Raw genomic sequence first — 18,575 nt, 5'->3', positions numbered from 1 at the left:
TCCCACCCCGGCACCCAGAACCGCTGAAGTCCCAGCATCCATAAGAAGAGAGTGCCAGCAAGGCTCTATGAGCGCTCGTGAACCTCAAGACCCGTCCAGTGGCCAGCCACACAAAACGTCCAGATAAGGGTTCACGTGGGTCCAGAACAGCGGGGACAGGGCCCGCCGGTCGGCGTCGGTGAGCCTCTTCTGCCACTTCTCCTCGCTCAGGACGTCCTGGAGCAGCAAGGTGTTGACGTGGACCAGGGCGGACTGGAGCAGGTGCAGGGCGAGCATGGATACCTCCTGGGACTCCTTGTGGGAGCCGGTCAGGTCGCCGTCCTTGCCGTAGAACAGATCGTGGTTGGCGCTGTTCCAGTTCTCCACGACCTGGAGGCTCTGACCGCCGACCCCACCAGGCGGGCGATACGCCCCGGCGTCGGCGGCTCCAGCCGGTCCTTGCGGCAGCGGGCCACCACCGCCTCCGCCAGCCGGTCCCTCGACAACTCCACCCCGCACAGCTCCACCGCCAGCCACTCGGCGAGTTGGGCCTGGTCCTCCTCCGTGCACTCGCGGAACCCGAACGCGCCCCGGATCTCCACCCGGTGCCGCTTGATCGCCCGCCCCGCCCAGGCGTACGCCGCCCACTCCTCGGCAGACACCTTCACTTGCTGGGCGACGTACGCCACCGCCGGCGCCGGGATCTCCTCGGCGTTCTCCGGGAACCGGGCCTCGACCTCGAAGAACTTCAGGAACAGCGCGAACCCCAACCGGTTCGCCCCCGACTTGTCCCGCAACCGCTCCTGGTCCTCCTCCAGCAGCGTCCAGACCTCGATCAGGTCCTCCGGCTCCCACTCCTGCCGCACCCCGGGCTCCTTCCGGTCGTCATGACCGGACCAAGGTCGCCGAGCACGGCCCCCGATGAACCCAGAAGGTCGAAAACGCTGACAAGCGCACCCCAGATCCGCTACAGAGAGCTACTTGTCACTTCGCGGCAGCTTCGGGAGAACAGGGCCGTGTCGACGAGGCCGCCCTCGGTGACCAGCAGCCGGTAGGACTCGGAGGAGCCGGCCGGGGTGTTGAAGTCACCGGTCAGTACCACGGGCACGTCGGGCCCGAAGCCGGCGATCCGCTCAGCGACCAGGGCGGCCGAGCGCTGCCTCGCGTTCTCCGACTGGTGGTCGAAGTGCGTGTTGACGTGGATGAACTCGCGCTCCGTGCGGCGGTCGAGGAAGCGCGCCCAGGTCGTCATCCGGATCACCGAGTTACCCCAGCTGGCGGAACCGATCACGTTCGGGGTGTCCGACAGCCAGAAGTGGTCGAAGTCGAGCGGTTCCAGCCGGTCGGCGTCGTAGTAGATGCCCATGAACTCGCCCCGACCGCCGCCCTCCCGGCCGAGCCCGATCCAGTCGTAGCCCTTGGGCAGGTCCGCGTCCACCTGCTTGACCTGGTGGTACAGCGCCTCCTGCACGCCGAGCACGGTGGGCCGCTCGCGTGCCAGAAAGCGGGCCAGCACCGGGCGGCGGTCGGTCCAGGAGTCCGGCGTCCCCGGCGCCGCCTCGGCGTCCATCCGAATGTTGAACGAGACGACGTGCAGCCGGTCACCCCGCGCGCCCCTGACCGCGCTCCTCCGCGTTCGCCTCCAGCGCCCGCGCCCCCGGCGCCTGCCACGCGGCGCCCGCCGTCACCAGCCCGCCGGCTCCGGCCGCGCCCAGCACCGTTCTCCGTGTCACAGCCATACGTTCCTCCTTGGTAGGGGCTCGGGCAGGACTGTCGTCCCCGTTCGTGTGGCGCCCGGAGAGTGGAAACGACGCCCGACCGAACAGCGGCGAAACTTCCCCGAGCCCACACCGGCGACGTCCGAACGGAAGCGGAAAGGCGATGGACAACCTCGGGGAACCTCGGACAGTGAGCGTGCCGAAGGCCCCAACGGGAATACTCTGCGGGAGAGTCGAGGAATTCCAGGAGGGTCACCACATGGCATCTCCGCTCTCCGCCGACAAACTGGTGAGAGCCCTCAAGGACGAGGGTGTGAAAATCGTCGAACACGAGAGCTGGCGCACCCACAATCGCAACGGCGCCGGCGCCTGGGGCCCGGTGCACGGGGTGATGATCCATCACACCGTCACCTCGGGCACCTCCGGCTCGGTCGACCTCTGCTACAAGGGCAGATCCGACCTGCCGGGACCGCTCTGCCACGGTGTGATCGCCAAGGACGGCACCGTGTACCTCGTCGGCAACGGCCGGGCCAACCACGCCGGTTCGGGCGACGGCGACGTGCTCCAGGCGGTGATCGACGAACGCGCCCTGCCTGCCGACAAGAAGGCGGACACCGACGGCAACGCCCGTTTCTACGGATTCGAATGCGTCAACCTCGGGGACAACAAGGACCCCTGGCCCGCCGCCCAGGTCGAGGCCATCGTCCGCGCCTCGGCGGCGATCTGCCGCGCGCACGGCTGGGGAAAGTCCGGGGACACCTCCGTCATCGGCCATGTCGAATGGCAGCCGGGGAAGGTCGACCCGCGCGGCCCCGGAGTCTCCATGGGCGACATTCGCAAGCGGGTCAGCGAACGCCTGAAGAACGAGGCGGGTTGGAGTCCGGGCGGCTCCGCGCCGCCCGCAGAGGAGGACGACGTGCCCAAGCGGACCCTGTACGGCACCACCGGCGACTACACGCAGACCCTGGAGCCGGGCTCCTGGACGACCGTCAGGTTCGACCGGAAGCACGACGGCAAGGAGTGGCAGACCAAGGACGCCGAGCCGTCCATCGCCTTCGGCGCCTGCTTCTACTCCACCACCGTCGCGGTGCGGGCCTCCGGGCTCAGCCGGGGCCAGGAGCTCCAGATCCGGGTGGCGCACTACGCGGAGAAGAAGGGCGGAGGCTGGGAGCGCAGCGGCGGGATGCCGATCAACTCCCCGGTGCACGACGGCGGCGACGCCCACTTCACCTACGCGTGGAACGGCCATCTCTCCGGATCGCGGCGGCTGCGCGTCGAGTTGGCCCACCACGGGGACGAGCCGATCGACGTCACCTATCTGCGCGCCGAGACGCTCTACTGGGGCACCTGACGACCACGCCCCGGCCGATTGTCAGCGGTGGGTACTACGTTGGTCACCATGCGCTACGAAGCACGCCACAGTGAGACCCGCGGCTGGTACGTGGTCTCCGACGAGGGCCATCTGGCTCATGTACCCGACCCGGACAGTCAGGAGCTGCGGGCCGCCCTCTTCGAGCGTGAGGCCGACGCCCGCCGCTGTGCCCAGGAGTTGACCCGCCTTGGCACCCTCAGCTGACCCGCGGCCGGGGCTACGCGCCGTCGGGTGCCTCGTCGGGCCCCTCGGCCGCGGCCTCGGCGACCATCGCCAGATAGCGGTCCCAGTCCCAGTGCGGCCCGGGGCAGACACGCACCACCTCGGGCACCTCGTTGTGGCCGACGATGTGCTCGCGGTCGACCGGGATGTCGTGCCGCGCGCAGATCCCCGCGACCAGCCGCGCCGAGGAGGCGTACATCTCGTCCGTCAGATACTCGGGCCGGTCCGCCCACCCCTCGTGCTCGATGCCGACGCTGCGCTCGTTGAACGCCCGGTGGCCGGCGTGGTAGGCCACGTCCAACTCCCTGGCCAGCTGCGCGACATGGCCGTCCGAGGAGCGGACCACGTAGTGGGTGGCCGCGCCGTGCGAGGGGTCCTGGAAGACCCGCAGCGTCACGTCGTAGTCCGCCTCCGGCATGTGGATCACCACCCGGTCCACCGTGAAGTCCCTGGGTCGGTTGGCCGTCCGGTAGTTGGCGCTGTGCGCCGGCACCCACTCCGCGCCCGGGTGATCCACCTCACCCTCCTCGCGGTGCACCCGGGTGCCCGAGTACCGCCACCACCAGGCGTTGAGCCGGTCCCGGTTGGCGAAGCCGAGCCCGACCACCCCCGCCGTCCCGCCGACCAGCAGCGCCCTGCGCGGCAGGTCGGAGCGACGCTCCGTGCTCTGCCGGTCCCCCGTGTCCTCACCCATGCGCGCCTCCGTCCCGAAGAACGGCCGATGGTCCGCCGGGGTTCCGCCCGCGGGCCGGCTGTGCGCCGGCTCATGGAAGGCGCCCCCGGCCGGCTCGGAGAACGGCTCATAGAATTGGCCCCACCATGCCCTACCTCGACCACGCCGCCACCACCCCGATGCTCCCCGAAGCGCAGGAGGTGATGACCGCCCATCTCGGACTGACGGGCAACGCCTCCGCGCTCCACGCCGCCGGCCGCCGGGCCAGGCGCGCGGTGGAGGAGGGCCGGGAGGAGCTGGCCGCCGCGCTCGGCGCCCGCCCCAGCGAGGTGGTCCTGACCTCCGGCGGCACCGAGGCGGACAACCTCGCCGTCAAGGGGCTCTACTGGTCCCGCACCGCCGCCGACCCCCGGCGCCGCCGGCTGCTGGCCAGCCCGGTCGAGCACCACGCGGTGCTCGACGTGGTCCACTGGCTCGCCGACCACCAGGGCGCGGTCGTCGAGTGGCTGCCCGTCGACGCGCTCGGCCGGGTGCGCCCCGAGGACCTGAGGAGCGCCATCGAGCGGGCCCCCGACGAGGTGGCCCTGGCCACCGTGATGTGGGCCAACAACGAGATCGGCACCGTCCAGCGGGTCGCCGAACTGAGCGCGGTCGCCGCCGAGTTCGACGTCCCGCTGCACGCCGACGCGGTACAGGCCGTCGGTCAGCTGCCCGTCGACTTCGCCGCTTCCGGGCTCACCGCCCTCACCGTCTCCGGCCACAAGATCGGCGGCCCGCTCGGCGTGGGCGCGCTGCTGCTCACCAGGGAAGCCACCCCCGTCCCCGTGCTGCACGGCGGCGGCCAGGAGCGCGAGGTGCGCTCCGGCACCCTGGACGTGCCGGCCGTCGCCGCTTTCGCCACCGCTGCCCGGCTCACCGTGGAGCGAAGGTCCGCGTTCGCCCGCCGCGTCGGCGCGCTCCGCGACGAGCTGGTGGCCCGGGTGCGGGAGGCCGTGCCCGACGCGGTGCTCAACGGCGACCCCGACCCGGACGGGCGGCTCCCCGCCAACGCGCACTTCGCCTTCCCCGGCTGCGAGGGCGACGCGTTGCTGCTGCTGCTCGACGCCCAGGGCATCGAGTGCTCCACCGGCTCCGCCTGCACGGCGGGAGTGGCCCAGCCCAGCCATGTGCTGCTGGCCGCCGGCGCCGACCCCGAGCTGGCCAGGGGCACCCTGCGGTTCAGCCTCGGCCACACCTCCACGGCGGCCGACGTCACGGCCGTCGCCGAGGCCATCGGCCCGGCCGTCGCCAGGGCCAGGGCCGCCGGCCTGAGCTGACGGCCCCCGCCCGGGCCGCGTGCCGCACCGGCCCTCCGCTGACCCACCGGCGGGGGCGTGCTGTCAGTGGGGGGTCGTACCCTGGACGGGCTATGACTGAGACTCCCGGTGCTGCCCCCGACGCCTTCCCCGGTGCCCCCACCGGCCCCCGCACGGGGCCCCGACTGCGCGTGCTCGCCGCCATGTCAGGCGGCGTCGACTCGGCGGTCGCCGCGGCCAGGGCGGTCGAGGCCGGACACGAGGTGACCGGCGTCCACCTCGCGCTCTCCGCCAACCCCCAGTCCTTCCGCACCGGAGCGCGCGGCTGCTGCACCGTCGAGGACTCCCGCGACGCGCGCCGCGCCGCCGACGTGATCGGCATCCCGTTCTACGTGTGGGACCTGGCGGAGCGCTTCCGCGCCGAGGTGGTCGACGACTTCATCGACGAGTACCGGGCCGGCCGCACCCCCAACCCGTGCCTGCGCTGCAACGAGAAGATCAAGTTCGCCGCGCTGCTGGACCGCGCGCTGGCCCTCGGCTTCGACGCCGTCTGCACCGGCCACTACGCCACCGTCCGGCTGACCGACGACGGGCGGCGCGAGCTGCACCGCTCCCACGACCAGGCCAAGGACCAGAGCTATGTGCTCGGCGTCCTCGACGACCGTCAACTGGCGCACGCGCTCTTCCCGTTGGGCGACACCGGCGCCACCAAGGACGAGATCAGGGCGGAGGCCGAGCGCCGGGGCCTCGCCGTCGCGCGCAAGCCCGACAGCCACGACATCTGCTTCATCGCCGACGGCGACACCCAGGGCTTCCTCGCGCGCCACCTCGGCTCGGCTGAGGGCGACATCCTCGACCAGGACGGCACCAAGCTCGGCACCCACCAGGGCGCCCACGGCTTCACCGTCGGGCAGCGGCGCGGGCTGCGCATCGGCCACCCGACGGCCGACGGCAAGCCCCGGTACGTGCTGGACATCTCCCCGGTGGAGAACACGGTCACCGTCGGCCCCGCCGAGGCACTGGACATCGCCGCGCTCACCGCGATCCGCCCCCGCTGGTGCGGCGGCACCGCCCCCGAGGGCAGCGGCCGTTACACGGCCCAGCTGCGCGCGCACGGCGCGGAGACACCGGTGACGACGGAGGTGGTGGACGGCGAGCTGCGCGTCGCCTTCGACGCCCCGGTGCGCGGCGTCGCCCCCGGCCAGGCGGTTGTCCTCTACGACGGCACCCGCGTCGTCGGCTCCGGCACCATCGCGCACACGACGGCGGCTCGCTGACCGCTCCGCCGGGGGCCGGGGGCGACAGCCCGCCGCGGTGCCGCCGGTGTGATGGTCGTGTGCGGCCCGCCACTCAGCATGCGCGCAGTTCCCCGCGCCCCTTCACGCCGGTGGGCGGCTTGGGGGCGCGGGGAACCGCGCGAGCAACTCCGCGCCGGGGTGAGGACGACAACTCACCTGGCCACGAGGCTCCGTAGTCGACCAGCCCCCGCCACGGATGCAGTTCCCCGCACCCCCGTTCCCGCCCCCGGCGTCGAAGGGGCGCGGGGGACTGCGCGGGCAACCGTCCGCCGGGCCGAGGGCGACGGCTCACCGCACCACGTCGTCACCGTGGTCGCCCCCGTTCCCGCCCCCGCCGGCCAGGCGCCTCGCGTTGGCGAGGACCGGGACGGTGCGCCTGGCCGCGTCGACCGCCGCCAGGTCGAGGTCGGCCAGCAGCAGCCCTGGCGCCCCGTCGAGCCGGGCGATCACCTCGCCCAGCGGGGAGACCACCATGCTGTGGCCGACCCCCGTGGGCGCCCCCGTCGCCGGCGGGGCGCCGACCGTGGCCGGGTCGGCCTGCCCCGCGGCCAGCACCCAGCACGTGCTGTCCAACGCCCTGGCCCGCACCAGCACCTCCCACTGCTCCACCTTCCCCGGCCCCGCGCCCCAGGAGGCCGGCAGCACCACGACCCTGGCCCCGCGTTCGGCCAACGCCCCGAACAGCGCGGGGAACCGCACGTCGTAGCAGGTCGCGAAGCCCAGCGTCAGCCCGTCGAGGTCGGCGGTGACCACCCGGTCCCCGGGCGCCACGGTGGCCGACTCGGCGAAGTCGAACGCGTCGAAGAGATGCAGCTTGTCGTAGTGGGTCGCCACGCCGCGCCCCGTGACCAGCAGCGTGTTGCGCACCCTGCCGTCCTCGTCGGGGGTGAACATCCCGGCCACCACCAGCGTCCCGGTCCGTTCCGCCACCGCGCGGACGCCGTTCGCCCAGGGGCCGTCCACCGGCTCGGCCAGCGGGCCGAGCGGCACCCCGAACCTGGCCATCGCCGCCTCGGGGAAGACCACCAGCTCGGCGCCCTGCCCGGCGGCGCGTTCCGTCTGGTCGACGACCGCGCGCAGGTTCTCCTCGGGTGAGACGGTGGCGGCCAGCTGACTGAGCGCGATGCGCATGGGGTTGGGTCCTTCCCTCGACGGCCCTGGGGGACCATGGTGCTATGGCGACACACGTGATCACAGGGGCCGGCTCGGGCATCGGCGCGGTTCTGACGGAAGAGCTGTTGGCGCGCGGCGACGAGCTGTGGCTCTGGGCGCGCGACGCGGGGCGCGCGAAGGAGCTGCGGGAGCGTTTCGGGGGCGCGCGCACGCTGGTGGGCGACCTCGCGGAGCCCGAGCGCCTCTCCTGGGCGCTGGGCCACCAGTCGCCGCCCGACCGGATCGACGGGCTGGTGCACTGCGCCGGCGTCGTCGAGCTGGCCGAGATCGGCGAACTGACGCCCAGGGTGTGGCAGTCGGTGCTCGCCGCCAACCTGGTGGCGCCCGCCGAGCTGACCCGGCTGCTGCTGCCGCAGCTGCGGGCGGCGAAGGGCCGGGTGGTGTTCGTCAACTCGGGTGCCGGGCTCAACGCCAACCCGCGTTGGGGCGTCTACGCCGCCAGCAAGCACGGCCTGCGCGCCCTCGCCGACGCGCTGCGCGCCGAGGAGCGCCCGCACGGCGTGGGCGTCACCACGGTCTACCCGGGGCGCACGGCCACCCCGATGCAGCGCAAGGTGCACCAGCAGGAGGGACGCGAGTACGACCCGGAGCGTTGGATGACCCCGGAGTCGGTGGCCCGCACGGTGCTGCTCGCCCTCGACCTGCCGCGCGACGCCGAGATCACCGATCTCCAGGTCCGGCCGGTCGGCTAGGTCGTCTCGTTTGGATCTTCGTGGATCAGGGCGCGGCGTCAGATGCGGTGCATCGCAAGGCGCCGGATCGCAGCTCATACTTGATCGTATTCGCGCGATTCGGTAACGCAGCGAGGCGCTGTAGCTGGCGTCGCGCCCCCGCGAAGATCCAAACGAGATGGCCTGGGTCGCTTCCCACGGGCCGGCGGCCCGACCCCCGAAAACCCACCGATGTGAGCGATGTGAGTGACGTGAATGATGTGAGAGACGGAAGTGACTGAGAAGACGCGCGCGTTCCCCTGGGGCCCGGCGGCGGCCACCGGGGTCGGTTCGATGCCGGGCGAGGACGCCAGGGAGGCGGCCAGGACGGTCGCCGGTGAGCTGGAGTCCCCGCTGTTCCTGCCCGAGTTGCCCGCGCGCGGCCCCGGCGCCGACATGGTGGGGCGTTCCACCGGTCTGCTGGCCGAGTTGTACGCACGGCTGGAGCCGAGCGGTTGGCGGATCGGGGACCGCCCCGGCCGCGACACCCGGCGCGCGCGGGCCTGGCTGCGCGAGGACCTGGACGCGGTCGAGGAGTTCACGCAGGGGTACGAGGGCGTGCTGAAGGTCGCCGTGGTGGGCCCCTGGTCGTTGGCGGCGGCGTTGGAACGGCGCAACGGCGAGGCGATGCTCGGCGACCCGGGCGCCTGCCGCGACCTGGCGCAGTCGCTCGCCGAGGGGCTGCGCGGGCATCTGGCCGAGGTGCGGCGGCGGGTGCCGGGGGCGACGGTGGTCGCGCAGTTCGACGAGCCCTCGCTGCCGGCCGTCCTGGCGGGCCGGGTGCGCACCGCCAGCGGCTACCGCACGCACGGGGCCGTGGACCGCGCGGTGGTGGAGGAGACGCTGCGGGAACTGGTCGCGGTCGCGGGCGCGGGAGGGGCGCCGGCGGTGGCGCACTGTTGCGCCCCCGGTGTGCCGTTCGCGCTGCTGCGCCGGGCCGGGTTCCGGGCGGTCTCCTGCGATCTGGGGCTACTCACCGAGCGTGATGACGAGGCGGTCGGCGAGGCCGTGGAGGGCGGAGTCGCCCTCTTCGCCGGGGTGGTGCCGGGGGCGGGCGCCGATCCGGCGGGATTGTCAGACCCGGCCGGTACTGTCACTCCCGTCAGGTCGCTTTGGCGCAGGCTGGGGCTGTCACCGGGACTTCTCGCGGAGTCCGTGGTGGTCACCCCGTCCTGCGGGCTCGCGGGTGCGTCTCCGGCGTACGCGCGGGCCGCGTTGGCCCACTGCGTCCGGGCGGCGAGATCCCTCGCGGACAACCCTGAGTGACGGGAGAGAAGGACAGTGGCTGGCGAACGCCCCCTGGAAGACGAGTCGTCCGTGCCGCCCGAGGCGCGCGAGCGCCACAAGCTGCTCGCCGAGCAGGTCGAGGAGCACCGCTTCCGGTACTACGTGAAGACGCCGGTGGTCAGCGACGCCGCGTTCGACGCGCTGCTGCGCGAGCTCCAGGGCCTTGAGGAGGAGCACCCGGCGCTGCGCACCCCGGACTCGCCGACGCAGCAGGTCGCCGGGAGCTACGAGACGGAGTTCACCTCGGTCGAGCACCGGGAGCGGATGCTCTCGCTGGACAACGCCTTCGACGACGAGGAGCTGGCCGCCTGGGAGCAGCGGGTCGCGGACGAGCTGACGGGCATCCCGCACCGTTTCCTGTGCGAGCTGAAGGTCGACGGCCTCGCGGTCAACCTGACGTACGAGCAGGGCAGGTTGACCCGGGCCGCCACCCGGGGCGACGGGCGCACGGGTGAGGACATCACGCCCAACGTCCGCACGATCCGCGAGGTGCCCAACCGCCTGCTGGGGGACCGCGTCCCCGAGCTGGTGGAGATCAGGGGGGAGGTCTTCTTCCCGATGGAGCGCTTCGAGGAGCTGAACGAGCGGCTGGTCGCGGCGGGCGAGAAGCCCTTCGCCAACCCGCGCAACGCGGCGGCGGGCTCGCTCCGCCAGAAGGACCCGAAGGTCACGGCGGGCCGCCCGCTCCAGATGGTGGTCCACGGCATCGGCGCCCGACAGGGCTTCGACATCGCGCGGCTGTCGGAGGCGTACGAGCTGCTGGCCGAGTGGGGCCTGCCGACGGCGCGCGCCAGCAAGGTGGTCACCTCGCTGGACGGGGTGCGGGAGTTCATCGCGTACTACGGCGAGCACCGGCACGCGGTGGAGCACGAGATCGACGGCGTCGTGGTCAAGCTCGACGAGATCCCGCTCCAGGGGCGGCTGGGCCACACCTCGCGCGCCCCGCGCTGGGCGATCGCCTGGAAGTATCCGCCGGAGGAGGTCAACACCCGGCTGGTCGACATCCGCGTCGGCGTCGGCCGCACCGGCCGGGTCACGCCGTACGCGGTGGTCGAGCCGGTCACGGTCGCCGGCTCCGAGGTGGAGTTCGCGACCCTGCACAACCAGCAGGTGGTCAAGGCGAAGGGCGTGCTGATCGGGGACACGGTGGCGCTGCGCAAGGCGGGCGACGTGATCCCGGAGATCCTGGGTCCGGTCGCCGACCTGCGGGACGGCAGCGAGCGGGAGTTCGTGATGCCGAGCGACTGCCCCGAGTGCGGCACGGGCCTGATGCCCATGAAGGAGGGGGACATCGACCTGCGATGCCCCAACGCCCGTTCCTGCCCCGCGCAGTTGCGGGAGCGGATCTTCTACCTGGCGGGCCGCCGCTGCCTGGACATCGACCACTTCGGCTATGTCGCGGCGACGGCGCTGACCCAGCCGCTGGAGCCGGCCGAGCCCCCGCTGAGGGACGAGGCGCGGCTCTTCGAGCTGACGGTCGAGGAGCTGCTGCCGATCCGGTCGCACGTGCTGGACCAGGACACGGGCCTGCCCAAGACCGACCCGGAGACCGGCGAGCCGAAGGTGGTCACCTTCTTCGCCAACCAGCAGGGCGAGCCGAAGAAGAACGCGCTGGCCATGCTGGAGTCCATCCAGGCGGCCAAGGAGCGCCCGCTGGCGCGCATCATCGCCGGGCTCTCCATCCGGCACGTGGGGCCGGTGGCGGCGGAGGCGCTGGCGCGGGAGTTCCGTTCGCTGGACCGCATCGCGGAGGCGACGGAGGAGGAGCTGGCCGGCACGGAGGGCGTGGGGCCGACGATCGCCGCCTCGTTGAAGGACTGGTTCGCCGTCGACTGGCACCGGGAGATCGTCGAGCGCTGGCGTGCCGCCGGGGTACGGCTGGCCGAGTCGGGCGAACGGGAGGAGGCGCCCCGCCCGTTGGCCGGGATCACGACGGTCGTCACCGGCACGCTGGAGCGCCACACGCGGGACGGTGCCCAGGACGCGTTGCGCGGTCTGGGCGCGAAGGTGACCGGTTCTGTCTCGAAGAAGACGGACTTTCTGGTCGTCGGTGAGAGTCCGGGATCGAAGTTTGACAAGGCGATGCAGCTGAAGGTGCCCGTTCTCGACGAGGCCGGATTCGAGGTGTTGCTCGCCGAGGGGGCGGACGCGGCGCGCGCCGTGGCCGTCCGACCGCCGGAGCCGGCCGAGGAGGAGACGAGTGAGAGCGATGAGGGCGCGTCGTAGCGCGCCGCGCGCCTCTCTCGTGACCAGCGGCTTCTCCCGCGAGACCGGGGTCGGGGGGCGGGGGGAGCGCGCCGGAGCGCGTCGTGGATCGAGGGGAGCAAGCATTTACCGCCCCCGCGCGCGGCATATACCAGGGGACTAGTTCGCGCCGGGTCGCTTTCGGCAACCCGCCAAGTTCGCCGCCACCGACGGCGGTTGGCCGCCTAGGGTGGACAGGGCCCCAGCCGCCCGTCCGACCGGGGCCGGATCGCCGTGAGAGGTTCCCGCCATGCAGACCACCCCGAGAGGGAGAACGCCCTCGCGGTGTGGCCTTCCCAGGCCGCGCCGCTGGGGCCGCGCGGCCGTCGTCTCCACGGCCGCACTGCTCACCACCAGCGGAATCGCCTGGGCGCTGGGCGCCGGGCGACAGCTCTTCCCCGACGACCGCGTCGGCTGGGGCTTCGCCGTCCTGACCCTGCTGGTCGCCGCCGAGATGGCGCTCGGCGACGGGCGTTCGCGCGCCGGCGGCAGCAGCGCCGGCTCGGCGCTGGCGCTCTCCGTGCTGCTGGTGCACGGCTGGCTGCCCGCCGTCGTCGTCGTCCTGGTCATCGCCGGTCTGGTCGCCGCCGTCCGCCCGAGATACCGCCGCGACGCGCTGTGGCACGGTGCCGTGGGCGTCCACGGGGTGGGCGCCGCGGCCCTGCTGCTCGCCCTCTTCGGCACCACGCCCAGCGTCGAGCACCCCTGGCAGCCCACCGACTGGGGGCTCGGCGCGCTGCCCCAGCTCTTCCTCGCCGGCTGCGCCTACATCGCCGTCAGCCGCGCCCTGCCCTCCCTCGCCGAGGAGGGCAGAGGCGGCGCCGGCCGCGCGCTGACCCGTCTCGCCTGGTCGCGTCAGCTGACCGTGGCGCTCGCCCTGCTCGGCACCGCGCCGCTGACCGCGGTGGTGGCCGAGGCGGCCCCCGGGCTGCTGCCGCTCTTCGCCGTCCCGCTGATAGCCGTCGACTCCACCTTTCGGATGGCCATGGCGCGCGCCGAGGACCAGCTGCTCGACCCGCTCACCGGGCTGCCCAACCGCGGCTGGCTCCTCTCCCGCACCACCGAGGCGCTGGACGAGGCGGCCCACGAGCAGCGCAGGGTCGCGCTGATACTGATCGACCTCGACAGCTTCCGATCGGTCAATGACACCCTCGGCCATCTCACGGGCGACCGGCTGCTGTTGCTGATCGCCGAACGGGTGCGGGCGCGGCTGCCCGCCGGCGCGCAGCTCACCCGGCTCGGCGGCGACGAGTTCGCCGTGCTGCTGCCGCACACCGGCTCCGCCACCGCGGCGCAGCGCACCGCGCGCGAGCTGATCGGCGCCCTGGACGCCCCGTTGGAGCTGGACGGCCTCAGCCTGCTGGTCGAAGCCAGCGCCGGCGTCGCCGTCTACCCCGAGCACGCCCCCGAGGCCGAGGGCCTGCTGCGCCGCGCCGACGTCGCCATGTACCTGGCCAAGCGCGACCGCACCGGCGTCGAGGTCTACGAGGCCAGCCGCGACGGCAACACCCCCGACCGGCTCGCCCTCCTGGGCGACCTGCGCCAGGCGTTGGACGACGGCGAGGTGGAGCTGCACTACCAGCCCAAGGTCGGCTTCGACGGCGCCGTCGCCGGCCTTGAGGCGCTGGTCCGCTGGCACCACCCCGAACGCGGCAGGGTCGCGCCCGACGAGTTCATCGCCATCGCCGAGGCCTCGGGGCTGATGCCCCGCCTGACCGAGTACGTGTTGGAGACCGCGCTCCACCAGGTCGCCGCCTGGCGCGCCGCCGGGCTCACCGTCCCCGTCGCCGTCAACGTCTCGCCCCGTGACGTCCTCTCGCCCGGCTTCGCCGGCGACGTCGCCGCCCGGTTGTCCCGCCACCGCGTCCCGCCGGACGCGCTCCAGCTGGAGATCACCGAGCACGTCATGCTGGAGGACCCGCACCACGCCGCCGACACCCTCGCCGCCCTCGCCGGCCACGGCGTGCGGATGTCGCTGGACGACTTCGGCACCGGCTACTCCTCCCTGGTCCACCTGCGGCGGCTGCCGGTCAGCGAGTTGAAGATCGACCGTTCGTTCGTGGCCCGGCTGGTGGCCGACGCCGAGGACGCGGAGATCGTCCGCTGCACCATCGACCTCGCGCACTCGCTGAAGCTGATGGTCGTCGCCGAGGGGGTGGAGGACGACGAGACCTGGGAACGGCTGCGCGACCTGGGCTGCGACGCCGTCCAGGGCTGGCTGGTCTCCGCCGCGATGCCGGCCCCCGAGACCACCGCCTGGCTCCGCGCCCGCAGGAGCAGCTCCCCCGAGGCCCGCGCGGTCGAGGGCCGCCCGCCCGCCGCCGGCGCCCCGCCCGGCCCCGCCGCCAGGACCCTGCCGGTCCGCCGCGCCTCCGTCCGCTGACCGACGGCCTCCCCGGGCGCCGACGGGCCCCCGGGGAAAGCGGTGCGCGGGCAGTCGGCGCCGCGTCCTAGGATTGGGCGCACACGGGACCGGCGGTCCACCGCGCGACGGGCCCCGCCCCGGCGCCCGCGCCGAGGCGCCGGACCGGCCGGACCCGTCGCCACCGAACCAGCCCGCGACGAGCAAGAGGATCGCCACATGCCCGGCATCACGCGCGAGGAGGTCGCCCACCTCGCCCGGCTGGCGCGTCTGGAGCTTTCGGCCGAGGAGCTAGACCACTTCGCCGGACAGCTCGACGACATCATCGGCGCGGTCGCCCGCGTCTCCGACGTCGCCGCCCAGGACGTACCGCCGACCTCCCACCCGCTGCCGCTCACCAACGTGATGCGTCCCGACGAGGTCCGCCAGGGCCTCACCCCGGCCCAGGCGCTCGCCGGCGCCCCGGCGCAGGAGCAGCAGCGGTTCAAGGTGCCCCAGATCCTGGGGGAGGAGTGAGCGAGATGGCAGATCTGACCCGGCTCACCGCGGCCGAGCTGGCCGCCGCCGTCGCCGACGGCACCGCCAGCTCCGTCGAGGTCACCGAGGCCCACCTGGCCCGCGTCGAAGAGGTCGACGAGAAGGTCCACGCCTTCCTCCACGTCGACCGCGAGGGCGCGTTGGCCCAGGCCAAGGCCGTCGACCAGCGCCGCGCCGCCGGCGAGCGGCTCGGCCCGCTGGCCGGCGTCCCGCTGGCGCTGAAGGACATCTTCACCACCGAGGGCGTGCCCACCACCGTCGGCTCCAAGATCCTCGAAGGATGGATCCCGCCCTACGACGCGACCGTCACCCGCCGCCTCAAGGAGGCGGGCGTGGTGATCCTCGGCAAGACCAACATGGACGAGTTCGCCATGGGCTCCTCCACGGAGAACAGCGCCTACGGCCCGACGGGCAACCCCTGGGACCTGACCCGCATCCCCGGCGGTTCCGGCGGCGGTTCCTCCGCCTCGCTGGCCTCCTTCCAGGCGCCGCTGGCGATCGGCACCGACACCGGCGGCTCGATCCGCCAGCCGGCCGCCGTCACCGGCACCGTCGGCGTCAAGCCCACCTACGGCGGGGTCTCCCGCTACGGCATGGTGGCGTTCTCCTCCTCCCTGGACCAGGGCGGCCCCTGCGCGCGCACCGTGCTGGACGCGGCCCTGCTCCACGAGGTGATCGCCGGCCACGACCCGCTGGACTCCACCTCCATCGACGCCCCCGTGCCCGACGTGGTCGCCGCCGCGCGGAACGGCTCCGTCGAGGGGATGAGGATCGGCGTGGTCAGGGAGTTCCGCGGCGAGGGGTACCAGCCGGGCGTGGTCCGGCGGTTCGACGAGTCCGTGGAGCTGCTGCGCGAGCTGGGGGCCGAGGTCGTCGAGGTCTCCTGTCCCTCGTTCGACCTGGCGCTGGCCGCCTACTACCTGATCGCCCCCTCCGAGTGCTCGTCGAACCTGGCCAGGTTCGACGCCATGCGCTACGGGCTGCGGATCGGCGACGACGGCACCCGTTCCGCCGAGGAGGTCACCTCGCTGACCCGCGAGGCCGGCTTCGGCCCCGAGGTCAAGCGGCGCGTGATGCTCGGCACCTACGCGCTCTCCTCCGGTTACTACGACGCCTACTACGGCAGCGCCCAGAAGGTGCGGACCCTGGTCAGCCGGGACTTCGAGCGGGCCTTCGCCGACGTGGACGTCCTGGTCTCGCCGACGACGCCGACCACCGCGTTCCCCATCGGCGAGCGCGCGGACGACCCGATGGCGATGTACCGCGCTGACCTGTGCACCATCCCCGTCAACCTGGCGGGGAACGCCGCCATGTCGCTGCCCTGCGGCCTGGCCGACGAGGACGGCCTCCCGGTCGGCCTCCAGATCATCGCCCCCGCGATGGCCGACGACCGTCTCTACCGCGTCGGTTCGGCCGTCGAGGCCGCGTTCCAGGCACGCTGGGGGCACCCGATTATCGAGGAGGTACCGGCGCTGTGAGCAAGAAGCCGAAGTCCAAGGTGGGCACCTACATCTCCATTGGCGGCTCGCTCTTCGGGGCGGTCAGCGTGGCCAAGCAGCTGCGCGAGGCGCGCGAGGAGCGGGACAACCTGCGGCTGGTGGACGCCGTCGTCTCCGCCGCCGCCCTCGCCACCGGGATCGCCCTGCTCGCCCGCGAGCTGCGCCGCATGAACGAGGACGGCGGCGGCATCCTCAGTGACTGAGCGCTTTCGACCATCCGAGAGGTACACCCCGTGACCGTCACCGAACTGGTGTCGTACGAGGACGCGTTGGCGTCCTACGACCCCGTCATGGGCCTGGAGGTCCATGTCGAGCTGGGCACCAAGACCAAGATGTTCTGCGGCTGCGCCACCACCCTCGGCGCCGACCCCAACGCGCAGACCTGCCCCACCTGCCTCGGCCTGCCGGGCGCGCTGCCCGTCGTCAACGCGGTGGGCGTGGAGTCGGCCGTGCGGATCGGACTCGCTCTCCACTGCGAGATCGCCGAGTGGTGCCGCTTCGCCCGGAAGAACTACTTCTATCCGGACATGCCGAAGAACTTCCAGACCTCGCAGTACGACGAGCCCATCGCGTTCGACGGCTATCTGGACGTTCAGCTCTCCGACGGAGAGGTCTTCCGTGTGGGCATCGAGCGCGCCCACATGGAGGAGGACACCGGCAAGTCCACCCATGTCGGCGGCGCGACCGGGCGCATCCACGGCGCCTCGCACTCGCTGCTCGACTACAACCGCGCCGGCATCCCGCTGATCGAGATCGTCACCAGGCCGATCGAGGGCGCCGGCGAGCGCGCCCCCGAGGTGGCGCGCGCCTACGTCGCCGAGCTGCGCGAGCTGATCAGGTCGCTCGGCGTCTCCGAGGCCCGCATGGAGATGGGCCAGATGCGCTGCGACGTCAACCTCTCGCTCCGGCCGCACGGGCGGGAGAAGTTCGGCACCCGCAGCGAGACGAAGAACGTCAACTCGCTGCGCAGCGTGGAGCGCGCGGTCCGCTTCGAGGTGCAGCGGCACGCCGCCGTCCTCGACGAGGGCGGCACCATCGTGCAGGAGACGCGCCACTTCCACGAGGAGAACGGCACCACCACCTCCGGCCGGGTCAAGGAGGAGGCGGAGGACTACCGCTACTTCCCCGAGCCCGACCTGGTGCCCGTCGCCCCGTCCAGGGAGTGGGTCGAGGAGCTGCGCGCCGGCCTGCCGGAGCTGCCGCTGACCCGGCGCAACCGCCTGCGCGAGGAGTGGGGCATCAGCGCCCACGAGATGCAGTCGGCGCTGAACGCGGGCGCCGTCGAGCTGATCGTCGCCACCGTCACGGCGGGGGCCGAGCCGGCCGCCGCCCGCAAGTGGTGGATGGGCGAGCTGGCCAGGCGCGCCAACGAACAGGGCGTGGAGCTGGCCGCGTTGCCCATCACCCCGGAGCAGGTGGCGCGGGTCACCGCGCTGGTCGCCGAGGGGGCGCTCAACGACAAGCTGGCGCGCCAGGCCATCGAGGGCGTGCTCGCCGGAGAGGGCGACCCGGACGCCGTGGTGGAGAAGCGCGGGCTGCGGATCGTCTCCGACGAGGGCGCGCTGGGCAAGGCCGTGGACGAGGCCATCGAGGCCAACGCGGCCGTGGCCGACAAGGTCAGGTCCGGCAAGGTGGCCGCGGCCGGTGCCCTGGTGGGCGCCGTGATGAAGGCGACCAGGGGACAGGCCGACGCGGCCAGGGCCAAGGAGCTGATCCTGGAACGACTCGGCGTCGAGGGCTAGTTCCTCAGCTCCTCAGGTCCCTAAGGTCCCCAGGTCCCTAAGGTCTCCAGGTCTCTAAGGCCTCTGAGGCCCGGACTGAGGCCCCCGGCAGCGTCAGGCGCCGGGGGCCTCGGCGTGACTGAGGTGCGGCTGAGGCGAACGGGTGGGGAGACCTGGGCATTCGTCCGATGTGGCGGTGCGGGTAAGGCCCGGAAGGTGGGCGGTGGAAGGGGCGCCCGGCGGCGAATCGCCGGGGGCCGCCACCGCCGATCCGAGGAGTCCTCGTGCTGGAGTACGAACTGCACCGCTACCGTGCCGCCGAGCTGGAGAGGGCGGCGCGTGCGTACCGCGCGGGCGCGCGGCTGCGTCGCGTCCGCCGCGAGAGACGTCCGCCGCGCGGTGCGACCTCCGCCGTCTGGGCCACGGCGGCATGAGCGCGCCTCCGCTCCCCGCGGACCGAGAGATCACCGGCAAAAATGGTAACG

General features: G+C 73.0%; 18 protein-coding genes and 1 pseudogene. 13 read left to right on the top strand and 6 right to left on the bottom strand.

Annotated elements, in window-relative coordinates:
• Positions 1-84 precede the first annotated feature (84 nt).
• The 4 genes from FH715_RS26495 to FH715_RS28430 form a co-directional block, all read right to left on the bottom strand.
• On the bottom strand, positions 85-366 hold the full coding sequence (locus FH715_RS26495) for a Tn3 family transposase (protein ID WP_170184845.1): 282 nt from the start codon (positions 364-366) through the stop codon (positions 85-87).
• Positions 309-845 carry a DUF4158 domain-containing protein gene (locus FH715_RS26490; protein WP_170184844.1) on the bottom strand — a complete coding sequence of 179 codons (537 nt, stop codon included), beginning with the start codon at positions 843-845 and terminating at the stop codon, positions 309-311. Before FH715_RS26490 ends, FH715_RS26495 begins: the two co-directional genes overlap by 58 nt.
• 101 nt (positions 846-946) lie before the next feature.
• Positions 947-1,555, bottom strand: coding sequence for an endonuclease/exonuclease/phosphatase family protein (locus FH715_RS26485; RefSeq protein ID WP_281290785.1), 609 nt, complete (start codon positions 1,553-1,555; stop codon positions 947-949).
• Positions 1,556-1,580: 25 nt separating this feature from the next.
• Positions 1,581-1,718 carry a hypothetical protein gene (locus FH715_RS28430; RefSeq protein ID WP_170184843.1) on the bottom strand — a complete coding sequence of 46 codons (138 nt, stop codon included), beginning with the start codon at positions 1,716-1,718 and terminating at the stop codon, positions 1,581-1,583.
• A 238-nt stretch (positions 1,719-1,956) separates the two neighbouring features.
• Between FH715_RS28430 and FH715_RS29475 the strand changes: the two are divergent.
• Positions 1,957-2,598, top strand: a pseudogene (locus tag FH715_RS29475) (peptidoglycan recognition protein family protein); the annotation flags it as partial.
• A gap of 498 nt (positions 2,599-3,096) precedes the next feature.
• Positions 3,097-3,273 carry a hypothetical protein gene (locus tag FH715_RS28425; RefSeq protein ID WP_170184842.1) on the top strand — a complete coding sequence of 59 codons (177 nt, stop codon included), beginning with the start codon at positions 3,097-3,099 and terminating at the stop codon, positions 3,271-3,273.
• Between the two features lie 13 nt (positions 3,274-3,286).
• Here the strand turns inward: FH715_RS28425 and FH715_RS26475 are convergent, their stop codons facing one another.
• On the bottom strand, positions 3,287-3,985 hold the full coding sequence (locus FH715_RS26475) for an N-acetylmuramoyl-L-alanine amidase (RefSeq protein WP_139649757.1): 699 nt from the start codon (positions 3,983-3,985) through the stop codon (positions 3,287-3,289).
• Between the two features lie 125 nt (positions 3,986-4,110).
• On the opposite strand from FH715_RS26475, the gene FH715_RS26470 reads away from it, so the two are divergent.
• Positions 4,111-5,280 carry a cysteine desulfurase family protein gene (locus FH715_RS26470; protein ID WP_139649755.1) on the top strand — a complete coding sequence of 390 codons (1,170 nt, stop codon included), beginning with the start codon at positions 4,111-4,113 and terminating at the stop codon, positions 5,278-5,280.
• Between the two features lie 92 nt (positions 5,281-5,372).
• Positions 5,373-6,536, top strand: a complete 1,164-nt coding sequence (gene mnmA, locus FH715_RS26465) for a tRNA 2-thiouridine(34) synthase MnmA (protein ID WP_139649753.1) — start codon at positions 5,373-5,375, stop codon at positions 6,534-6,536.
• Positions 6,537-6,845: 309 nt separating this feature from the next.
• Here the strand turns inward: mnmA and FH715_RS26460 are convergent, their stop codons facing one another.
• Positions 6,846-7,688 carry a carbon-nitrogen hydrolase family protein gene (locus FH715_RS26460; RefSeq protein WP_139649750.1) on the bottom strand — a complete coding sequence of 281 codons (843 nt, stop codon included), beginning with the start codon at positions 7,686-7,688 and terminating at the stop codon, positions 6,846-6,848.
• Between the two features lie 44 nt (positions 7,689-7,732).
• On the opposite strand from FH715_RS26460, the gene FH715_RS26455 reads away from it, so the two are divergent.
• The 9 genes from FH715_RS26455 to FH715_RS28420 all read left to right on the top strand — a co-directional run bounded on the left by FH715_RS26455 (position 7,733) and on the right by FH715_RS28420 (position 18,524).
• Positions 7,733-8,422, top strand: coding sequence for an SDR family oxidoreductase (locus tag FH715_RS26455; protein ID WP_139649748.1), 690 nt, complete (start codon positions 7,733-7,735; stop codon positions 8,420-8,422).
• Between the two features lie 252 nt (positions 8,423-8,674).
• Complete coding sequence (locus FH715_RS26450) at positions 8,675-9,706, top strand: methionine synthase (RefSeq protein WP_139649746.1); 1,032 nt, start codon at positions 8,675-8,677, stop codon at positions 9,704-9,706.
• A 15-nt stretch (positions 9,707-9,721) separates the two neighbouring features.
• Positions 9,722-11,953 (top strand): NAD-dependent DNA ligase LigA, encoded by a 2,232-nt coding sequence (ligA, locus tag FH715_RS26445; protein ID WP_139649744.1) that lies wholly within the window; start codon positions 9,722-9,724, stop codon positions 11,951-11,953.
• Between the two features lie 268 nt (positions 11,954-12,221).
• A complete protein-coding gene (locus tag FH715_RS26440) occupies positions 12,222-14,354 on the top strand; it encodes a putative bifunctional diguanylate cyclase/phosphodiesterase (RefSeq protein ID WP_139649742.1) in 2,133 nt (710 codons plus the stop codon).
• Positions 14,355-14,552: 198 nt separating this feature from the next.
• Positions 14,553-14,849 (top strand): Asp-tRNA(Asn)/Glu-tRNA(Gln) amidotransferase subunit GatC, encoded by a 297-nt coding sequence (gatC, locus tag FH715_RS26435; RefSeq protein ID WP_139649741.1) that lies wholly within the window; start codon positions 14,553-14,555, stop codon positions 14,847-14,849.
• Between the two features lie 5 nt (positions 14,850-14,854).
• Complete coding sequence (gene gatA / locus FH715_RS26430; protein ID WP_139649739.1) at positions 14,855-16,348, top strand: Asp-tRNA(Asn)/Glu-tRNA(Gln) amidotransferase subunit GatA; 1,494 nt, start codon at positions 14,855-14,857, stop codon at positions 16,346-16,348.
• Complete coding sequence (locus tag FH715_RS26425) at positions 16,345-16,572, top strand: hypothetical protein (protein WP_139649737.1); 228 nt, start codon at positions 16,345-16,347, stop codon at positions 16,570-16,572. Before gatA ends, FH715_RS26425 begins: the two co-directional genes overlap by 4 nt.
• A 30-nt stretch (positions 16,573-16,602) precedes the next feature.
• A complete protein-coding gene (gene gatB / locus FH715_RS26420) occupies positions 16,603-18,111 on the top strand; it encodes an Asp-tRNA(Asn)/Glu-tRNA(Gln) amidotransferase subunit GatB (protein ID WP_139649735.1) in 1,509 nt (502 codons plus the stop codon).
• 263 nt (positions 18,112-18,374) lie between these two features.
• Positions 18,375-18,524 carry a hypothetical protein gene (locus FH715_RS28420; RefSeq protein WP_170184841.1) on the top strand — a complete coding sequence of 50 codons (150 nt, stop codon included), beginning with the start codon at positions 18,375-18,377 and terminating at the stop codon, positions 18,522-18,524.
• The last annotated feature ends 51 nt before the right edge of the window (positions 18,525-18,575 follow it).

This window comes from Streptomyces sedi (assembly GCF_006335015.1).
In the GTDB taxonomy this organism is placed as follows: Bacteria; Actinomycetota; Actinomycetes; order Streptomycetales; family Streptomycetaceae; genus Streptomyces; species Streptomyces sedi.
Note: the sequence above shows the minus strand (reverse complement) of the source record. Positions and strands in the feature narration are given on the sequence as shown.